The 18,617-nt window shown below is 61.3% G+C and carries 22 protein-coding genes, 1 tRNA gene and 1 pseudogene; 11 read left to right on the top strand and 13 right to left on the bottom strand.

Annotation, left to right across the window (positions count from 1 at the left end):
* Window positions 1–15: 15 nt before the first annotated feature.
* The 7 genes from acpS to folK all read right to left on the bottom strand — a co-directional run bounded on the left by acpS (window position 16) and on the right by folK (window position 5,586).
* Entirely contained in the window at window positions 16–420 is a 405-nt protein-coding gene (gene acpS, locus VDQ28_RS10290) for a holo-ACP synthase (protein WP_323035856.1), read from the bottom strand.
* Entirely contained in the window at window positions 421–891 is a 471-nt protein-coding gene (locus VDQ28_RS10285) for a hypothetical protein (RefSeq protein ID WP_323035855.1), read from the bottom strand.
* A 122-nt stretch (window positions 892–1,013) separates the two neighbouring features.
* The gene (locus VDQ28_RS10280) at window positions 1,014–1,760 is read right to left on the bottom strand and encodes a pyridoxine 5'-phosphate synthase (protein ID WP_416349367.1); all 747 of its coding nucleotides are present in this window, start codon (window positions 1,758–1,760) and stop codon (window positions 1,014–1,016) included.
* Window positions 1,757–2,404: a DUF2062 domain-containing protein gene (locus VDQ28_RS10275; protein ID WP_323035854.1), complete on the bottom strand. Its 648-nt coding sequence runs from the start codon at window positions 2,402–2,404 to the stop codon at window positions 1,757–1,759. The genes VDQ28_RS10280 and VDQ28_RS10275 overlap by 4 nt, the downstream gene beginning before the upstream one ends.
* Before the next feature lie 15 nt (window positions 2,405–2,419).
* Window positions 2,420–4,540 carry a bifunctional (p)ppGpp synthetase/guanosine-3',5'-bis(diphosphate) 3'-pyrophosphohydrolase gene (locus VDQ28_RS10270; protein WP_323035853.1) on the bottom strand — a complete coding sequence of 707 codons (2,121 nt, stop codon included), beginning with the start codon at window positions 4,538–4,540 and terminating at the stop codon, window positions 2,420–2,422.
* Window positions 4,541–4,564: 24 nt separating this feature from the next.
* Window positions 4,565–4,921, bottom strand: coding sequence for a DNA-directed RNA polymerase subunit omega (gene rpoZ, locus VDQ28_RS10265; RefSeq protein ID WP_323035852.1), 357 nt, complete (start codon window positions 4,919–4,921; stop codon window positions 4,565–4,567).
* Window positions 4,922–5,013: 92 nt separating this feature from the next.
* Window positions 5,014–5,586: a 2-amino-4-hydroxy-6-hydroxymethyldihydropteridine diphosphokinase gene (gene folK, locus VDQ28_RS10260; protein WP_323035851.1), complete on the bottom strand. Its 573-nt coding sequence runs from the start codon at window positions 5,584–5,586 to the stop codon at window positions 5,014–5,016.
* A 172-nt stretch (window positions 5,587–5,758) separates the two neighbouring features.
* Between folK and VDQ28_RS10255 the strand changes: the two genes are divergently transcribed.
* The 8 genes and pseudogenes from VDQ28_RS10255 to trxC all read left to right on the top strand — a co-directional run bounded on the left by VDQ28_RS10255 (window position 5,759) and on the right by trxC (window position 10,201).
* Window positions 5,759–6,343 carry an NYN domain-containing protein gene (locus VDQ28_RS10255; protein ID WP_323035850.1) on the top strand — a complete coding sequence of 195 codons (585 nt, stop codon included), beginning with the start codon at window positions 5,759–5,761 and terminating at the stop codon, window positions 6,341–6,343.
* Between the two features lie 2 nt (window positions 6,344–6,345).
* Complete coding sequence (locus VDQ28_RS10250; protein WP_323035849.1) at window positions 6,346–6,777, top strand: YqaA family protein; 432 nt, start codon at window positions 6,346–6,348, stop codon at window positions 6,775–6,777.
* Window positions 6,778–6,884: 107 nt separating this feature from the next.
* Complete coding sequence (gene ispH / locus VDQ28_RS10245) at window positions 6,885–7,835, top strand: 4-hydroxy-3-methylbut-2-enyl diphosphate reductase (RefSeq protein WP_323035848.1); 951 nt, start codon at window positions 6,885–6,887, stop codon at window positions 7,833–7,835.
* Between the two features lie 11 nt (window positions 7,836–7,846).
* A pseudogene (locus tag VDQ28_RS10240) lies at window positions 7,847–8,457 on the top strand (LysE family translocator).
* Window positions 8,454–8,597: a hypothetical protein gene (locus VDQ28_RS10235; protein WP_323035847.1), complete on the top strand. Its 144-nt coding sequence runs from the start codon at window positions 8,454–8,456 to the stop codon at window positions 8,595–8,597. Before VDQ28_RS10240 ends, VDQ28_RS10235 begins: the two are co-directional and overlap by 4 nt.
* Window positions 8,590–9,063, top strand: a complete 474-nt coding sequence (rnhA, locus tag VDQ28_RS10230) for a ribonuclease HI (RefSeq protein WP_323035846.1) — start codon at window positions 8,590–8,592, stop codon at window positions 9,061–9,063. Before VDQ28_RS10235 ends, rnhA begins: the two co-directional genes overlap by 8 nt.
* Entirely contained in the window at window positions 9,060–9,683 is a 624-nt protein-coding gene (locus tag VDQ28_RS10225; RefSeq protein ID WP_323035845.1) for a trimeric intracellular cation channel family protein, read from the top strand. The genes rnhA and VDQ28_RS10225 overlap by 4 nt, the downstream gene beginning before the upstream one ends.
* Before the next feature lie 71 nt (window positions 9,684–9,754).
* On the top strand, window positions 9,755–10,201 hold the full coding sequence (gene trxC, locus VDQ28_RS10220) for a thioredoxin TrxC (protein ID WP_323035844.1): 447 nt from the start codon (window positions 9,755–9,757) through the stop codon (window positions 10,199–10,201).
* Window positions 10,202–10,251: 50 nt separating this feature from the next.
* Here the strand turns inward: trxC and VDQ28_RS10215 are convergent, their stop codons facing one another.
* The 6 genes from VDQ28_RS10215 to VDQ28_RS10190 form a co-directional block, all read right to left on the bottom strand.
* A complete protein-coding gene (locus tag VDQ28_RS10215) occupies window positions 10,252–11,103 on the bottom strand; it encodes an ABC transporter permease (RefSeq protein WP_323035843.1) in 852 nt (283 codons plus the stop codon).
* A gap of 6 nt (window positions 11,104–11,109) precedes the next feature.
* Window positions 11,110–12,384, bottom strand: coding sequence for an ABC transporter permease (locus VDQ28_RS10210; protein ID WP_323035842.1), 1,275 nt, complete (start codon window positions 12,382–12,384; stop codon window positions 11,110–11,112).
* 96 nt (window positions 12,385–12,480) lie between these two features.
* Complete coding sequence (locus tag VDQ28_RS10205) at window positions 12,481–13,599, bottom strand: extracellular solute-binding protein (RefSeq protein ID WP_323035841.1); 1,119 nt, start codon at window positions 13,597–13,599, stop codon at window positions 12,481–12,483.
* 88 nt (window positions 13,600–13,687) lie between these two features.
* Window positions 13,688–14,785: an ABC transporter ATP-binding protein gene (locus VDQ28_RS10200; RefSeq protein ID WP_323035840.1), complete on the bottom strand. Its 1,098-nt coding sequence runs from the start codon at window positions 14,783–14,785 to the stop codon at window positions 13,688–13,690.
* Window positions 14,786–15,036: 251 nt separating this feature from the next.
* A tRNA-Leu gene (locus VDQ28_RS10195) sits at window positions 15,037–15,123 on the bottom strand.
* A 121-nt stretch (window positions 15,124–15,244) separates the two neighbouring features.
* Complete coding sequence (locus VDQ28_RS10190; protein ID WP_323035839.1) at window positions 15,245–16,549, bottom strand: peptidoglycan-binding domain-containing protein; 1,305 nt, start codon at window positions 16,547–16,549, stop codon at window positions 15,245–15,247.
* 166 nt (window positions 16,550–16,715) lie between these two features.
* Here VDQ28_RS10190 and lipB point away from each other — a divergent pair, with 166 nt between their 5' ends.
* From lipB to VDQ28_RS10180, 3 genes are read left to right on the top strand one after another with little or no spacing between them, the layout of a single operon-like run.
* Complete coding sequence (lipB, locus tag VDQ28_RS10185) at window positions 16,716–17,366, top strand: lipoyl(octanoyl) transferase LipB (protein ID WP_323035838.1); 651 nt, start codon at window positions 16,716–16,718, stop codon at window positions 17,364–17,366.
* A 49-nt stretch (window positions 17,367–17,415) separates the two neighbouring features.
* Window positions 17,416–17,688 carry a twin-arginine translocation signal domain-containing protein gene (locus VDQ28_RS22580; RefSeq protein WP_416349366.1) on the top strand — a complete coding sequence of 91 codons (273 nt, stop codon included), beginning with the start codon at window positions 17,416–17,418 and terminating at the stop codon, window positions 17,686–17,688.
* Window positions 17,594–18,568, top strand: coding sequence for a dipeptidase (locus VDQ28_RS10180; RefSeq protein ID WP_323035837.1), 975 nt, complete (start codon window positions 17,594–17,596; stop codon window positions 18,566–18,568). Before VDQ28_RS22580 ends, VDQ28_RS10180 begins: the two co-directional genes overlap by 95 nt.
* The last annotated feature ends 49 nt before the right edge of the window (window positions 18,569–18,617 follow it).

Here is an 18,617-nt window from a genome sequence, read left to right as displayed (position 1 = left end):
GTGCAAGCACACACCCTACGACGCGTTTCTCCGGGCCTCAATGACAACGAACGCCTGCGCCCAGGGGTGATCATCGGTCAGGCTGACATGGACCACAGCCTCGTGTCCGGCGGGGGTCATTGCCGCCAGACGATCGGCGGCCCAGCCCGTCAGGACCATTGTCGGCTGCCCGCCGCGACGATTGAGGACACCCATGTCTTTCCACGAAATGCCCATCGCCAATCCGGTCCCCAACGCTTTGGAGCACGCCTCTTTGGCCGCCCAGCGTTTGGCCAGGGTTCCGGCTTCATCCTTGCGTCGTGCGGCCTTGCGCAGTTCGGTCTCGGTGAAGACGCGGTTGCGAAACCGATCACCGAACCGCTCCAGCGTGCCCGCGATCCGCTCGATGTTGGCGAGGTCGGTGCCGATACCCAAGATCATTTATTCGAACACCACCGCACCATTGGCCTGATTGATGCGTATCTCCATCCGGTCCGGGATCGGCCCTGCGCCATTCTCCATTCCCTGATGCCAGTGCGAGATCGGCACCGACAAGAGCAACCCCTTGTTGGGGTCGTAGCTGGCGCTGATGCCCGGTACATCCACCGCATAAAATCCCTGCCCCGGCTGCGCCGAGGCCACGCGGCACTGGCGGTAGATCGGCTCGTCAGCGCCATTGCCCGAAGGCGACAGGATCAGCAGATGCGATGAGCAGCACACGGGTTCGCCGCCTGTATCCAACCAGGCCACGCGGATATTGCCATTCGCAAAGGTTCGGGAGTTGACATCCCATGGCTCCACGATATTGGCGGGGTTGCCGATCCATTCGCAGTCGGTGATGGCTTGCGCGATCGCGAGCCCGGGAAACCCTGCGGCCAGAACGCAGGCTTGGGTCAGTGTGGAAATACGCATCTTTGCCCTCGATATCTGCACCAATGATCCCGGGTATCATCCCGCAGTTGCGCCTTTCGGGCAATGGGCTGCACGCGGCTGTGATCCGCGCGCCTACCGGGTCGCGGCCTTGCGGTGGCGGCCTAAATGCGCGCCGCGTCCATCAGGCGGCGCATTTCGGCAATCGCCGGGCCAAGCCCCATGAACACCGCCTCGGAGACCAGAAAATGCCCGATGTTGAGTTCGGCGATCTCTTGCATCGCCGCAAAGGGACTGACCGTGGAAAAACTCAGACCATGACCCGCGTGAACTTCGAGCCCCGCGGAATGCGCCAAACGTGCGCCCTGCATCAGGGCTGCCAGTTCCAGCGCGGCCTTTTCGGCTTTTCCCTCGGCGACGAGGTCGCAATACTGCCCGGTATGCAATTCGACCACCGGGGCGCCGACACGCACGGCGGCGTCGATCTGGCGCGGATCATGGCCGATAAACAACGACACACGGCTGCCCGCCGCGGAGAGCGAGGCGACAAAGTCTGCCAGCCGATTGCAGTCTGACGCCACATCCAGACCGCCCTCGGTGGTGCGTTCCTCGCGCTTTTCGGGCACCAGACACACCGCATGCGGGCGATGACGCAGGGCGATCGCCTGCATTTCGGTTGTCGCCGCCATTTCAAAATTCAGCGGCACGGCAATGGCGGCCATGAGTCTGTCAATGTCCGAGTCGATGATATGGCGGCGATCCTCGCGCAGATGCGCCGTGATGCCGTCGGCGCCGGAGTCTTGCGCGACCAAGGCGGCGCGCACCGGATCTGGATAGGCAGAGCCGCGCGCATTTCGCAGCGTTGCAACGTGATCGATGTTAACGCCCAATCGGATCGGTCGAATGGTCATGTCTCGTCTCCGGCTTCCTGACTGAGTTGACGCCGACGCGCCGCCTCAAAGCGTTGTTTCAACCGTTTCGTGCGACCACGTTGATAGGCCCGCACCAAGGGTAAGTGTAGGAAATAGATCGCCAAAGCAGAAGGCAAGCCGATGATTGTCCCGCCGATCATATAAGGCAGGAAAATCTGCCAGAAGAAATCCGCCAGCAAGTACCAATGCGCCGTGTCGGTGGTGACGATGGCCATCAGGTTATGCGTGATTTCACCGCTGGCATGGCCGATGGCCAGCATGGCTGCGGAAAAAGAGATCCGCTGCCCCGACCCCAGCAGCCAATGGCCCAACTCCAGCGCGGAAACGGCCATGAACGGAAACGTGATGGGATTGCCGTAAAACGTGCCCAGAAGAGCGGCCAGGATATTCCCGCGAAAGATCCAGGCCAGCAGCGCGGCTGACGCAAAATGCAGGCCATAGAGCGGCAGAAACGACACAAAACTGCCCACCGCGATCCCGAGGGCGATTCGTTCCGGCGTGTCGGGCAACCGGCGCATGCGATGCAACACATAGGTCGTGGCACGACGCCAGCCGCCGCGTGGCCAGAAAAATTCGCCAACGGTACGAAGCAGAGGCTTTGGGTTTCTGCGCTTGAATATCACGCGCTTGGTCCGCTTTCAGGGTTGGCGGTTCGGGTCACGAACTCGGATGACTTGAGCGATATCACTTTCTGCAGACAGGATCGTCAGAATTTGATGCAGGTGACGCACATCTGACACGTCAATCTCGACAAGAATGCGGAAATAATCAGGCTTTCGGTCCAAAAACCGAAGATCAGAGATATTGGCCTTGTGATCGCCGATCAATGTGCAGACGCGGCCGAGGACGCCGGAACTGTTGCTGATGGTCAACTCGAGCGAAACCGTGTGAATCGGCGGGTGTTTGCCCTCTTGCCACTGCAAGTCGATCCACCGTTCGGGTTGCGATTCGAGAGACGCCAAAACATCGCAATCAATGGCATGCGCGACAATCCCTTTGCCGCGATACGAGATCCCGACCATACGTTCGCCGGGCACGGGCTGGCAGCAATTGGCACGGCGGAACTCTTGCCCCGGGGCCAGACCGATCACCGGGCGCGTGCTGCTGATTTCCTCGGCGTGCAGGGTCGCAAGGTCGGGATACAATTGCTCGACAACGGCCCGGGCGCTGATTTCCGCCGCGCCAATCCGTGCCAACAGGTTGTCCACACCCTTGAGCGCCATGGACTGCGCCGCTGCCGCCAGCGCCTTGTCGGTCACCTTGCGGCCGACTTTCTCGAAGGCGACGCGGGCCAGTTCCCGGCCAAGACGGATATAGCGGTCCCGATCATCCTCGCGCAGACTGCGCCGGATGGCGGCCTTGGCGCGCCCGGTATGGACCAATTCGATCCAGCTGTTTTGCGGACGCTGGCCCTGCGCGGTGATGATCTCGACCGATTGACCATTGCGCAGCCGCGTCCACAGCGGCACGCGCAGACCGTCGATCTTGGCCGAAACCGTCGAGTTGCCGATCCGCGTGTGGATCGCAAAGGCGAAATCCAGCGGCGTCGCCCCGCGCGGAAGCTGGATCACGTCGCCCTTGGGCGTAAAGCAGAACACCTGATCCGAATACATCTCGAGCTTGACGTTTTCGAGGAATTCGTCGTGATCTTCGGCGCTGTCGAGACGCTCGGTCAAGGTCGCAACCCATTTGGCCGGGTCCACGGCAAAGGGGTTTTCCGACAATGTCCCGTCGCGATAGGCCCAATGCGCCGCGACGCCAGCCTCGGCGACCTCGTGCATCTGACGCGTGCGGATCTGCACCTCGACCCGCTTGCCGTCACGCCCCGAAACGGTGGTGTGAATCGAGCGGTAGCCGTTGTTCTTGGGTTGGCTGATGTAATCCTTGAACCGCCCCGGCACCGCGCGCCAGCGTTGATGTATCAGCCCAAGAACCTGATAACATTGCGACACATCATCAACGATGATGCGGAATCCGTAGATGTCCGAGAGGCGCGAGAAGGCGAGGTTCTTTTCCTGCATCTTGCGCCAGATCGAATAGGGCTTTTTCGCGCGACCATAGACCGTGCCATCCAGGCCGGCCTTGTCCATCTCCAGCCGAATGTCGGCGGTGATGCGGGCGATGACATCGCCTGCTTCGCGTTGCAGCGTGATGAACCGGCGCAGGATCGAATTGCGCGCCTCGGGGTTGATCACCCGAAAGGCCAGATCCTCCAGTTCCTCGCGCATCCATTGCATACCCATGCGCCCGGCCAGCGGTGCGTAGATATCCATCGTTTCGCGGGCCTTTTGCATCTGCTTGTCGGCGCGCATGGATTTGATGGTGCGCATGTTGTGCAGACGGTCGGCCAGCTTGACCAGGATCACCCGCAAGTCGCGCGACATGGCAATCAGCAGTTTGCGGAAATTCTCGGCCTGTTTGGCTTCGGTCGAGGACAATTGCAGATTGGTCAGCTTCGTGACGCCATCCACCAGTTCGGCGATCTCGTGGCCAAACAGCGTTTCGACCTCGGCATAGGTCGATTTGGTGTCTTCGATCGTGTCATGCAGCAGCGCGGTGACGAGCGTCGCGTCATCCAGCCGCATCTCGGTCAGCAGCGAGGCGACCGCGACCGGGTGGGTGAAATAGGGCTCGCCGGAATGACGAAATTGCCCCTTGTGCATCGCCTCGCCATAGTCCCAGGCGCGGCGGATGAGGGCTTCATCGCAATTCGGGTTATAGTTGCGAACGAGCGCAACGAGGTCATCGGGCGTGATCACTTTGCGATCCTGCCCGAGTCATCATCAATTCTGGTCGCTTTGCGCGGCAACAAGCTGACGGAGCATCTGCTCTTCGCTCATGTCGTCCAGCGCCGGACGATCCGGAGCCGCCCCCATCCGCAGCGCCATGTCGTCTTCTTCCGGCATGTCGACTTCGTTCTGCGTGCGCATGCTTTCGATGAGACGCTCGCGCAGTTCACCCGCGTCTTGCGTTTCCTCGGCGATTTCACGCAGCGCAACGACGGGATTCTTGTCATTGTCGCGATCAATCGTCAGCGCGCCACCAGCGGCAATCTCACGAGCACGATGCGCCGCCAAGATTACCAGCTCAAAGCGATTCGGGACTTTATCGACGCAGTCTTCGACCGTTACGCGGGCCATGGAGCACTCCATTTAAGACGAAGGGGAGGATCAAGGGACGTCCTCTAACGGTATTCCTCAGGAATGACAAGCGAAACGGCCAAAGTCCACCGTCAAATTGTCGCCATCGCGTTGATTTCCGCAAGGTCAAGCGCCGCCAGCATCTGTGACACCGTTTTTTGCAGCACGGGATGCGTCCAGTCGCCGGCAATCTCGGCCAGCGGAACCAGCACAAAACCGCGATCCTGCAAGCGGGGATGCGGCAGGATCAACTGATCGGGGGCCAAACGCAACTGTTCGGCCGCAGGCAGGTCATGCCAATGGCGCCAGGTTTCCAGATCCGGGGCCACGGTATCGCCCATCGCCAACAGATCAATATCAATGACACGTTGCCCCCACCGCACCGTGCGCACCCGGCCAAGATCGGCCTCGATCCGATGCAGGATCGCCAGAGCCTCTGGCGCGGAAACCGACCCCTCGGCAATGGCGCACGCGTTGGCAAACTCCGGGCCCGCCCCGGCTGGAAAGGCCGGCGTGCGCCAGAACCGGCTGACCGCCACAATTTTCAGCGAGGTCAGGTTGATCTGCGCAATCGCGTCCTTAAGTAATGCGCAGTTCGAGAGCACTTCTGCCGTTGCATTGCTGCCAAAGGCGAGTAAGAACCTGTTGTGGCTGAGATGCTTCACAATTATTGTCTCGTGCGGACCGTGCGCGGGATTTTCTTCAGGCATGAGCGACCACGTCGCGACCGGAATACTTCAGGCATGAGCGACCACGTCGCGACCGGAATTCCGGTGCGAAATCTGGCCGATCATGCACTGTATATTGAATTATGGCACGGTTTTGAAAGGATAAGCAATGTTTTATAAAGACGAGCGTTTGGCCCTGTTCATTGACGGTGCCAATCTTTTTGCTGGCGGAAAAGCCCTTGGATTTGACATTGATTACAAGCTCTTGCGGCAAGAATTCATGCGCCGCGGCAAAATGCTGCGGGCGTTCTATTACACCGCTTTGCTTGAAAATGATGAGTATTCCCCCATTCGCCCGCTGATTGATTGGCTCAATTACAACGGTTACACAATGGTGACCAAAGCGGCCAAGGAATACACCGATTCGATGGGCCGCCGGAAGGTCAAAGGCAACATGGACATCGAACTGGCGGTCAACGCGATGGAGCTGGCCGATCGCATTGATCACGCGGTGTTGTTTTCGGGTGACGGTGACTTTCGTCCACTGGTGGAATCGCTGCAACGGCAGGGTGTGCGGGTTTCGGTCGTCTCGACGATTCGCAGCCAACCGCCTATGATTGCAGACGAATTGCGGCGTCAGGCGGATAATTTCATCGAGCTTGATGAATTGCGCGACGTGATCGGACGCCCCCCGCGTGAACCGCGCATCGTGACGGATGAAACCGCGCCAGAAACGGCGGACCAAGACGACTGAGCGTGGCTCTGTCACTTGCAAGCCTGTTTGGCGCGGCGTTTATCGCGGCAACCCTGTTTCCGTTCAACTCCGAAGTGTTGTTCGTCGGCCTTCAGGTCACGGACATGGCCCCGATCTGGGTGTTGGTGGCCGTGGCCTCTGTCGGTAACACCTTGGGAACGTTCGTAAATTACTGGATGGGTCTGAGGCTTGAGGGGGCCGGTGCGCATCGCTGGATGCGGCTCTCCGAGGACCAGTTTGCGCGCGCGCAAGGGTGGTGGGATCGCTGGGGGTTTTGGAGCCTGCTGCTCAGTTGGCTCCCCGTTCTGGACCTGACCACCGTTATCGCGGGTGCGATGCGGATGCCGCTTTTACCCTTCGCGCTGATCGTTGGCCTCGCCAAAACCCTGCGTTACGTCGGACTTGCGGCGATTACGGCCGGGGTTTTCGGCTAGCGGGCAATTCCAAACATCGCCGTGCCTCTGCCTGACCTTCTGAGCCCGGATCGCGTCTGGACCTGCGGCGCAGATGGCCTTACCTGTTGATCCAGACGGAGACAGCCATGACCAAACAGCCCCTGACCTTGTATCTTGCCGCGCCGCGCGGGTTTTGCGCCGGCGTGGACCGCGCGATCAAGATCGTTGAACTCGCCATCGCCAAATGGGGCGCGCCGGTTTATGTGCGCCATGAGATCGTGCACAACAAATACGTCGTCGACACATTGCGCGCGCAAGGCGCCGTGTTCGTCGAGGAACTCGATGAATGCCCCGATGACCGGCCGGTGATCTTCTCGGCGCATGGCGTGCCCAAATCGGTGCCCCGGGCCGCGCAAGCCCGCAAGATGACGTTTGTCGATGCGACCTGTCCCTTGGTCAGCAAGGTGCATATCGAGGCCGAGCGGCATTCGGAAAACGGGTTGCAGATGGTGATGATCGGCCACACGGGCCACCCCGAAACCGTGGGCACGATGGGGCAACTGCCGGATGGCGAGGTGTTGCTGGTCGAGACCGTGGCGGATGTGGCCAAAATCGAGCCACGAGACCCCACGCGGCTGGCCTTCATCACGCAGACCACACTGAGCGTCGATGACACGGCGGATATCGTGGCGGCTCTGCACGCGCGATTCCCGGCGATCATCGGCCCGCACAAAGAGGATATCTGCTACGCGACCACCAACCGACAGGCCGCCGTCAAGGAAATTGCCGGGCGGATCGAGGCGCTGCTGGTGATCGGCGCGCCGAATTCGTCGAATTCCAAGCGGTTGGTCGAGGTTGGGCGCGCGCAGGGGTGCCAATATGCGCAACTGATCCAGCGCGCCGCGGATATCGACTGGCGTGCGCTGGAGGGGGCAACCGCGATCGGGTTGACGGCGGGGGCCAGTGCGCCCGAAATCCTGATCAACGAGGTTATCGAGGCCTTCGAGGATCGCTATGATCTGACCCGCGAAATCGTCGAAACAGCCATCGAGAACGTCGAATTCAAAGTGCCGCGCGTCTTGCGGACCCAAGCCTGACGAGGCGTACCATGAGCCCAGAATTCCTGCTGACAGCGTTCATTGTCTGTCTCGCACCCGGTGTCGGCGTGATTTACACGCTTTCCACGGCATTGGGGCGCGGATTGCGCCGGCGCTGTGGGCGGTTCTGGGCTGCACGCTGGCGACGGCCTTGCATCTGGGCTTTGCGCTGGCGGGGTTGGCCGCCGTGTTGCAGACCTCGGCCGTGTTGTTCACCACGATCAAATATCTGGGCGTGGCCTATCTTCTATGGATGGCTTGGGGCACGTTGCAGGGCACCGGCGCGTTGCAGGTCACGCCTGATGCGACGCCGCATTCCCCGTTGATCTTGGTAAGACGCGGCATCTTGCTAAACATCCTGAACCCGAAATTGCCAATGTTTTTCGTGGCCTTCCTGCCGCAGTTCATCCCGGTCGGCGATCCACATGCAACGGCGCTGCTGGTGCAATTGGGCCTGGGGTTTGTGGCGATGACGGCGGGTGTTTTCCTGTTGTATGCGATTGCCGCCGGATGGCTGCGCACCCGCGTTCTGGGTTCGGCGCGCGCGATGGCGTGGCTGCGACGGGTGTTTGCCGCGTCCTTTGCCGCTCTGGGCGCGCGGCTGGCGATCGGGCGCGCATGAGCGTCGATCCCGAACCCCTGCCGATCTTTCAGACCCGCGCCGCCAAGCCGAGGTATCGTGCCGCGATCCGGCGGGCGTGGGTCAGCGGCGTCGCGGCGCCCGAAATCTCCCTGCTGACAAGGACGCCACCTCATGCCTGATCTCTACGCTTGGACCGACGGCGCATGCTCGGGCAACCCCGGCCCCGGCGGCTGGGGCGTGCTGATGCGGGCGATGGATGGGGAGACGGTCCTCAAGGAACGCGAACTCAGCGGCGGCGAGGCGGATACCACCAACAACCGCATGGAATTGATGGCCGCGATCTCGGCACTGGAGGCGTTGACGCGCAACACCAAGCTGACCATCACCACCGACTCGGCCTATGTGAAGAACGGCGTCACCACCTGGATCCACGGCTGGAAGCGGAATGGCTGGAAAACCGCGGACCGCAAGCCGGTCAAGAACGCCGATCTTTGGGTGCGACTCGATCAAGCGCAGACCAACCATGATGTGACGTGGAAATGGATCAAGGGCCACGCGGGGCACCCCGAGAATGAGCGTGCCGATGAATTGGCGCGCGCGGGTATGGCTCCGTTCAAACCGGCGAGCAAAGCGGTGTCCAAATGAGCCTCATCGCGGCGTTGGATTACCTGTCGGTGTTCGTGTTTGCACTGACCGGGGCCTTGGCGGCCAGCCGCGCACAGCTTGATCTGGTGGGGTTCCTGTTCATCGCCAGCCTGACAGCGGTCGGCGGCGGCACGCTGCGCGACATGATGCTGAACCGCGATCTGGTGTTCTGGGTCGTGGACCCGTGGTACATCGCAACCGCGTGTCTGGCGGCAATCCTGGTGTTTTTCAACGCGCACAGGCTGGAATCCCGGCGCGCGGCGCTGGATTGGCTGGATGCCGGCGCGCTGTCGGTTGCCGTGCCGGCGGGCGTGGCCGTGGCCTGGTCCCTGGGGCATGGTCCGGCGGTCGTGTTGATCATGGGCATGATCACCGGCGCGATGGGCGGCTTGATGCGCGATGTTGTGTGCAACGAGGTGCCCTTGGTGCTGCGGCAAGGCGAGTTATACCTGAGTGCGGCGTTTGCGGGCGCGTCCTCGGCCTTGATCGTATTATATTTCTGCGAGAGCCAGTCGCTCGGACTGCTGGCATGCGCGGTGGTAACCTTCCTGCTCAGGGGCGGGTCCTTGGCGTTCGGCTGGCGGTTGCCGGTGTATAAATCACGCCCGCCCCGCGCCTGACCTTGACAGCGGCTCTTGTCATGCCCAAATCACATTCTGATACCGGAATGTTTAACCCTGTGAGGCCGCCGATGAGTGCCAAGATCCGCCTGACCTGCATGGATTGCGGGCAAGTCAATCAATTCCCCGCCGACAAAGCCGAAGCCTCGCCGGTGTGCGGCATCTGTGGCCACAAGCTGAATGACGGAAAAGTCGCAAAGCTGGACCTCAAGACGCTTGAGAAAGCCGCGAAGTCCGACGACCTGCCCTTGCTGGTCGACTTCTGGGCGCCGTGGTGTGGGCCGTGCCGCGCGATGGCGCCCGAGTTCGAGCGCGCCGCACGCAGCCTGTCCCCCAAGGTGCGGCTGGCCAAGATCGACACGCAATCCAACCCCGACGCGACGGTGCGCTACAACATCCGCGGCATTCCGGCGTTCATCCTGTTCCACCGCGGGCGCGAAGTGGCGCGGTTGGCGGGGGCACGCCCGGCGGCCGCGCTGGAGCAATTCGTGGCCGAGAAACTGGCATTGACCAAATAGAAAAACGCGGGGCTGATGGGCCCCGCGTTTTCCGTTTTCCGTGCATCACATCAGGCCGGGGACATACCGCGCAGCCGCTCGTTCCGGCGACGCAGCATTTCCAGCGTTGCCAGCAGCATGATCGACAGCGCCACCATCAAGGTTGCGACGGCCAGGATCGTCGGGCTGATCTGTTCACGCAGGCCGATGAACATCTGCCACGGCAGGGTTTTCTGCCCCGCCGAGCCGACGAAGATCACCACCACAACCTCGTCGAATGAGGTGATGAAGGCAAACAGCGCGCCCGAGATCACGCCGGGCAGGATCAGCGGCAACTGAATCTTGAAGAAGGTGCGCATCGGTCCGGCACCCATGGATGCCGCAGCGCGGGTCAGCGAACGGTCAAACCCCACCATCGTCGCGGTCACCGTGATGATCACGAAGGGAATGCCCAGGATCGCATGCGCCAGAACAACGCCCCAATAGGTGCCTTGCAAGCCGATCGCCGAGAAGAAGAAATACATCCCCGCCGCCGAGATGATCAGCGGCACGATCATCGGCGAGATCAGCACCGCCATGATCACCCGTTTGAACGGCACATGGCTCTGACTCAGGCCGACGGCCGCCAGCGTCCCCAAGCCGACCGAGACCAGGGTTGCCATTGGTGCAATCGACAGCGAGTTCCACATCGCTTGCTGCCAATCCGGGTTGGTGAAGAAGTCCACATAGTGCTTGAGCGAGAATCCGTCGGGATCAAGCGAAAGCATCTCTGGTGTGAACGTAAAGTAATCCTGCGCGTTGAACGATAGTGGTACAATCACCATGATCGGGAACATCAGGAAGAAGAAAATCAAACCGCAAAGGACCCGGAACCCGTAGTGCCAGGTCCGTTGCAGCGGCGAAGCATAACTTGGAAGCGCCATTGTCCGTTACCCCAGCTTTACGTTGTCGATACCGACAACCTTGTCATAGACCCAATACAGCGTCAGCACGGCGACCAGCAGGATTGTGCCCAAGGCACCCACCAAGCCCCAGTTGCCCGAAACAGTCCACTGATGCGCTATCCGGTTCGAGATGAACATGCCCGACGGGCCGCCCACCAGTTCCGGCGTGATGTAGTACCCGACCGCCATGATGAACACGAGGATCGCCCCGGCGCCGATGCCCGGCACGGATTGCGGGAAATAGACCCGCCAGAACGCCGTCCAGTCGTTCGCGCCCAGCGATTTTGCCGCGCGGACATAGCTGATCGGAATGGTTTTCATCACCGAATAGAGCGGCAGGATCATGAACGGCAGCAGGATATGCGTCATGGCGACGATCACGCCGAATTTGTTGTTGATCATCGTCAGCCGGTTGTCATCGGCGATCAGCCCGATCCAGACGAGGAACTGGTTTATAACACCCTGATCCTGCAGCAAAACTTTCCAGGATGAGGTTCGTACGAGCAGCGATGTCCAGAACGGCAGCAGCACCATGATCAACAGCAGGTTCGCATAGCGTTCTTTGACGTTGGCCAGCAGGAAGGCCACTGGATACCCCAGCAACAGCGTCATGAAGCAGATCAACGCGCTCATCCAGGCCGTGCGCCAGAACAGCATCAAATGGATCGATCGGTTTTCGGGGACCGCCTCGATTTGGCCGGACACCATCGTCGCGTCAACAGCCGCAAGGTAGTAGCCAATCGTCAGATTGGACGAATAGGCCTTGAACGCGCGCCATGTCTCGATATCGCCCCATCCGCGGTGCACGTCGATCATGCGCTCGCGGAACGGGCCATCGGTTTCCACATTCCAGTCGTCGATTGCCCGCAGCGCGCGGCGCACCATGGTGGTATAACCGGCGATTTCAAAATTCATGCGCCGCGCGACGGTCAGCGCGGTGCGGTTTTCGTCCGCAATCTGCAGATCCGCGACAAGGGCGGTAAAGACCGCCTCGGGGGGCAGGTCGTTGGTCGAGGAATCCCACGCCTGAATCGCCTGCACCGTGCGCGGCAGGGTATCGCTCACCACCGAGTTCTCGACCGAGCGGAACAACATCGACCCGATGGGCATCAGGAAACCGATGATGATGAAGGCAAGCAGCGGCGCGATCAGCAGAAACGCGCGCAGTTTTTGACGCCGAAGCGCAATTGCGAGGCTTCGTTTCAGTGGGATTCCGCCGCGCGAATCCAAACTGTCGAGGTCAGTCGCCTGAGAAGTCATGGAGCATTATCCCTGAGACTGTTGGCAGCCGTTTCAAGCAACCATCGTATTCGAAGGGGACCGACCCGGAATGCCCGGGTCGGTCCTTTTGGTCGCTTACTGGGCCAGCCACGCCTGGAAGCGGGCATCCAGCTCATCGCGGTAATCTGCCCACCAGATGTAGTTGAACAGGAACGCGCCTTCCAGGTTCTCAGGTGCGGTCGGCATATGCGGCCCCATCGGAATCCCCAGCGTGGCGTGATTGCCAACCAGCGGTGCCGACGACGTGCGTGCCGGACCATACGAGATATAGGCCGCCTGATCCGCCAGACGCTGCGTGTCGGTGGCAAAGTTCAAGAAGTCCATCACGCGGGCATGTGCCTCGGGGGACAGGCCAACCGGAACGATCCACCCGTCAAGGTCGAACATCTGATAGCCCCAGGCCATGCCGATCGGCTGATTTTGCTCGGCGATCGCGGCAAACAGACGGCCGTTATAGGTCGAGCCCATGAAGACTTCGCCATCGGCCAACAGCTGCGGCGTTTCAGCGCCCGCGGTCCACCAGATGGTGTCGTCCTTGATGGTGTCGAGCATCGCGAAGGCGCGCTCGATGCCTTCGTCGGTTTCCAGCAGGTCATAGACTTCGTCGATCGGCACGCCGTCACACAGCAGCGCCCACTCCATGTTGCCGATCGGACGACGCTCCAGCGCGCGGCGGCCAGGATAGGTCTCCAGATCGAACACGGCGCAGGCATCGGTCGGCGGGGCAACGCCCTCGGGGACCATGTCGGTGCGATAGCCGAAGGTTGTCGAGTAGACGATCTGCGGGATGAAGCACTCGGACACGATCATTTCGCCAAAGTCTTCGCTGGCCGTGGTGCCATCGGGGGCAGCGGCCAATGCGGTGTCGTGGTCGATCTCCTCGGCCAGACCCTCATCGCACAGACGCATCGCGTCGGACGCGACAACGTCGACCAGATCCCAGGTCATGTTGCCTGCTTCGTGCATGGCACGCAGCCGCGCGACCGCATCGCCCGAGCTTTCGTCGGTGATGATCGTCACTTCAGGATGCAACGCCATATAGGGGTTGTGATAGGCATCGACCTGCGACTGCTGGTAGGCACCGCCCCAGGACACGATGGTCATTTCATTGGACATGTGGCTTTCGGCTGTTGCACTGCCAACGGTCAGTGCCACGATGCCGGCGGCACCTTTCAGAACGGTTTTCATTTTCATTTTATACTCCCTAGTCGTAACTGTCCGCGTCTTGATTTTTTGGGATGCCTTGCGGACGCAAGCAGCCCTGCATCGCGGCGCTGCGCTATCAGGCGTCGAGCGCGCGACAATCTTCGGGGCGCCATCCAATGCGGATCTTGTCGCCCTTTTTGTAACGGGATTGATCCTGCGCATTGCGATATTTCATCACAAAATCATCATGCCCGGCAACACGAAGCCGCGTGCGGAAGGTGTCACCCATATAGATGAACTCCAGCACTTCGGCGTCGATCATATGCAAATCTTTGTGCAGGCGATCCGGGTTGGATTCGACGCGCTCGGGCCGGATCGACACGCGGGTGCGTTCACCGACCTTGGTCACGTTCACAGGCTCCGCATCAACCACCGTGCCGTCATCCAGACGCACGGTGCACCGGTCGCCATTTATGGTCTGGATGACCCCGTCCAACTTGTTGTTCTCGCCGATGAACTGCGCCACAAAGCTGTTGTTGGGGCGTTCATACAGATCCTCGGGCGGTGCCAATTGCTGAATGCGGCCATCGTTGAACACCGCGACCCGGTCCGACATGGTCAAGGCCTCGGTCTGGTCGTGGGTGACGTAGACCGTGGTGATCCCCAATTCGCGGGCCAGGCGGGTGATCTCGAATTGCATATGCTCGCGCAACTGCTTGTCCAGCGCGCCCAGCGGTTCGTCCATCAAGACCAACTCGGGCTCGAACACCAGGGCGCGGGCCAAGGCGACCCGCTGTTGCTGGCCCCCAGACAATTGCGCGGGGCGGCGGTTGACGAACTCTTCCATCTGCACCATGCCCAAGGCGCGCTTGATTTTCGCCTCGCGCTCGGACTTGCCCATGCCACGCACTTCCAGCGGGAACCCGAGGTTCTCGCCAATGGTCATATGCGGGAACAAGGCGTAATTCTGGAACACCATGCCAATGCCGCGCTTGTGCGGTGGAATGTTGTTGATCGGCCTTCCGTTCAGCCGAATGTCTCCATGCGTGGCGGTTTCAAAACCTGCCAGCATCATCAGGCAAGTTGTCTTGCCCGATCCCGATGGCCCCAACATGGTCAGGAACTCACCTTTTGGCATACTGAGATTCAAATCTTTGACGACGAGATTCACGCCGTCATAGCTTTTCTGCACGCGGTCAAAAACGACGAACTCGTCGGTCCGGTCTGTTGACACCAGTCACTCCCCTGCTGATCAGCATTTTTTTGTTTTTCTGACGTCAAGTAAATCCAGACGCCTTGTCGTTTTCAAGACCCTATCACAGCTCTGCCCGGGTCCGACACCGAAAGACGACAAATGCCGTGCGTTTTCGCCATATTTCAGGACAATTTCCCGCAACGGGCCTCGATAGTGGCGATTTGTCTTTTGGGAAGCCGCCGAAACAGGACGTGGCCCCAAGAGGGGTTGTCTTGATTTTCAGGGAAAATTGGTGCGGTCGAGAAGACTCGAACTTCCACGGGGGTTAGCCCACAGCGACCTCAACGCTGCGCGTCTACCAATTCCGCCACGACCGCACTGGGATTGGTGCGCTGCTCTTAGCGGGTTCAACATGGGATGTGAAGGGGGAAAAGGAAATCCCCGTCCGCAATGCGAACGGGGATCAACGTCTGCTGCCAAACCAGGCTCTGATCGCGACTACTTGGTCACCGGGGCGGTCACTGGCGCGGGCGCAGGGGCAGGCGCGGTCACACTGACGGCACCGCCGGTTGCGCCATCTACAGCCGCGAGAATCAGCGCGTTGCGCGACTCGGGACCCGGCGTGAACGACACCTCGGTCGTTGTGGCGCCGGCGCTTGGCAAACTGGCACGCAGCCACTCGGCCGCGAAGTCACGTTGTTGCGCCGTACCGATCCCCTGCATCAGGTGGTGCCCCGGCAATTCCCCATAACTTGCCTCGCCCAGCGTCACCAGAATCAGCGCCGAACCGATCGCGATGGTCATGTTGTCGGTCAGATAGCCGCTCGACAGACAGATCCGCGCCGTGCCCGCAAGATCGGTCGAGGTCATCCCGGAATTCAGAACGAATTGCATCACGCCTTGCAAAACAAGATTGCGCGGCTGCAAGGACAGCGAGGCCACATGGGTCTGCAACAGCGGCTCAAGCCCCTGACATTGCTGCGCGATGCTCTGCGGCGTGGCACCGGGGACCTGCGCGACCAGTGATTCGCCCTCGGCGATGGCATAGCTGCGCGCAAGGCAGAACTGCTCGTTCAGGGCAAAGATCGGGTCGGTCATGGTGCCCAATTCGGTGTAGCCGCCGTTCGATGACGTGACCAAGGCAACCCGGTTGCAATGCGAGGCCAGCGAAACGCCGGACGCGCCGCCCGTGGCCTGACCGTTAAAGAAATTCGGCACGGCGGGTGCAGCCGGTGGCGCGGCGGGTGCTGCTGTTTGCACCGGGGCTGGCGCCGGGGCCTGCGGCTGAGGCGCCACGGGTGCGGCCGCTTCGACCACCGGCGGACGCGAAACCCCCAGCATTTCGTCGCGCACAACGGTCAGGAGCCCACGCATCCCCTGCGGATGGTTGGCCACAACCTGCGTCACCTGAGGGCCGCCGAACTGCGCCCGTTGATACGCCGTGATCAGAACCTGACGTTCGAATTCGCTCAGATCCCCGGTGCTGGGGAAGCCCAGATAAGCCTGATACTGTGAAATTCCGGCGCGCGATTGCCGCCCCAATACGCCATCCGGTGCGCCGACGTTGAAATAGAAGTGGTTGAGCGCGGTCTGCACGTCGCGCGCCAGTTGCCGGGATGCGGACGAGACACCGCGCGGCGCGCTGCGGCTGGGTCGATGATTGCGATCATGGATAGCGCCAACGATCACACCGCCGACAATCCCGCCGACCAAGGCATCGCCAAAATCAGCCTGCGCGCGTTCAACAGACGTCGACAACAGCGTGGCTGCCAAGGCGGTGGTGGTGAAAATCTTGCGGCTCATGAGAGACTCCCGAGGAAAAAATACAACCCTATTGCGAATCAGCGTAACCTGCTGCGTGATTCGGTCCAAGCCTGAAAGGCACGATGCACCTCATTGGCGCGCGTGATTGACTGACAGCATACTGTCGTTAGGGTGCGCCCAAGGGTTCAAAGAAAAGTAAACTGCTATGGAATGGACGGTCATGCCGGGGCTTCAGCCCTATGCCGAAACGCTGGCCTTGATGGAGCAGCGCGTGGCCGAGATCGCAGCCGGGCGCGCCGATGAGGCCGTTTGGCTGCTGGAGCACCCTGCCCTCTATACCGCCGGGACATCGGCCAAGCCCGAGGATCTGACCGATCCGGACCGCTTTCCCGTGTTCACGGCGGGGCGTGGCGGGCAATACACCTATCATGGACCGGGGCAGCGTGTGGCCTATGTCCTGCTGGACCTGAACACGCGCGGACGCGATGTCCGGTGCTTCGTCAACAGGCTGGAGGCCTGGGTCATTCAAACCCTGGCCGAGTTCAACATCAAGGGTGAGCGCCGCGCGGGGCGGGTCGGCGTCTGGGTCACACGGCCGGACAAGCCGGGCAACCCCGATGGCGCCCTGCGCGAGGACAAGATCGCGGCGATTGGCGTGAAACTGCGGCGCTGGGTCAGTTTTCATGGGATTTCGATCAATCTGGAGCCGGATCTGAGCCATTTCGACGGGATCGTGCCCTGCGGCATTCGCGAGCATGGCGTCACGTCGTTGGTGGATCTGGGTCTGCCGGTCAGCATGGATGATCTGGACGTCGCGCTGAAACGCAGTTTCGAGGCGGTTTTCGGACAAGATTGAAGACGTGAACACCAGCCTCTTGGGGCGGCATTTGGGAAAGGGATACGCGATGCGCAGACGGAGCTTTTTGGGCGGCAGTGCCCTTGCGCTGGGGGCTGTCGGGGCGGCTGGCTACTGGTTCGGGCTGCGCCCCTTGGCGGTGACACAACCCGCCGAGGTGGGGTTCACGCTGTCGGCCGAAGAAGACGCCGCCGCACGCGCCTTGATGCGCCAGTTTCCGGTGATCGATGCCCACGCGCACCCCCGGCCGAACCTTTTTGCGCGACGCCGAAGGACTGAGCTTTCTGCTGCGTCTCTACCGGTTTATCGGCGGCACCTATGAAGAGGACAGCCTTGCCGATATGGCCGCGGGCGGGATGGCGGCGGCCGTGGTCAACGGCGTTGGCGATATTCAGGTCATCACGCTGGGCGACGGGGGTCTGACCTCCTATCGCGGGTTCGAGCCCGATGAGGCCTGGGAGTCGTATCGCCGCCAGATCACCAATCTTCAGGCGCTCGCCGGGTCCAACGGCGTGAGTCCCTGCCTGACCCCCGACGACGTGCTGGCCGCCCATGCACAGGGGCGGCTGGGCATCATTCTGGCGATGGAAGGGGCGGATGCGCTGAACGGCGACGCCAGACGCGTGGCGCAAATGTATGCCGACGGCGTGCGCATGCTGACGCTGGTGCATTACCGCGACAATGAAATCGGCCATATCATGACCGGCGACGGCGGCGGCGGCCTGCCGGACGCGGGGCGCGAGATCGTCGCGGCAATGAACGAGTGGGGCATGATGATCGACCTGGCCCACGCCGCCGAGGCCACGGCCTTTGACGTGATCGGGATCTCGCAAAAGCCGGTCATCCTGAGTCACACGCATATCAACGCCCCGGCGCTGAGCCACCCGCGTTTCATTTCGCCAGAGTTGGCGCAGGCGGTGGCCGACACCGGCGGTTATATCGGCGCCTGGCCCGCCGGGATCGGCATTGATTCGCTCGATGGATTCGCCGACCGCGTCCTGTGGCTGATCGAACAGCTTGGCGAGGATCATGTCGCGCTGGGGTCCGATATGGATGCCAATTACCGCCCGGTGCTGGAAACCTACCGCAAGATGCCGCTGCTGGTTGGCGCGCTGATGCGGCGCGGGGTCGGTGACGCGACGTTGCGCAAAGTGCTCGGTGGCAACGTGTTGCGGGTCTGGGGCGCGGTTCAGGCACCCTGACACCGGGCTTGCGTCAGGGCGCATCGCAAGAGTCAAAAAAGTCGCGCTG

The organism is Pararhodobacter sp. (genome assembly GCF_034676545.1).
Classification (GTDB): domain Bacteria; phylum Pseudomonadota; class Alphaproteobacteria; order Rhodobacterales; family Rhodobacteraceae; genus Pararhodobacter.
Note: the sequence above shows the minus strand (reverse complement) of the source record. Positions and strands in the feature narration are given on the sequence as shown.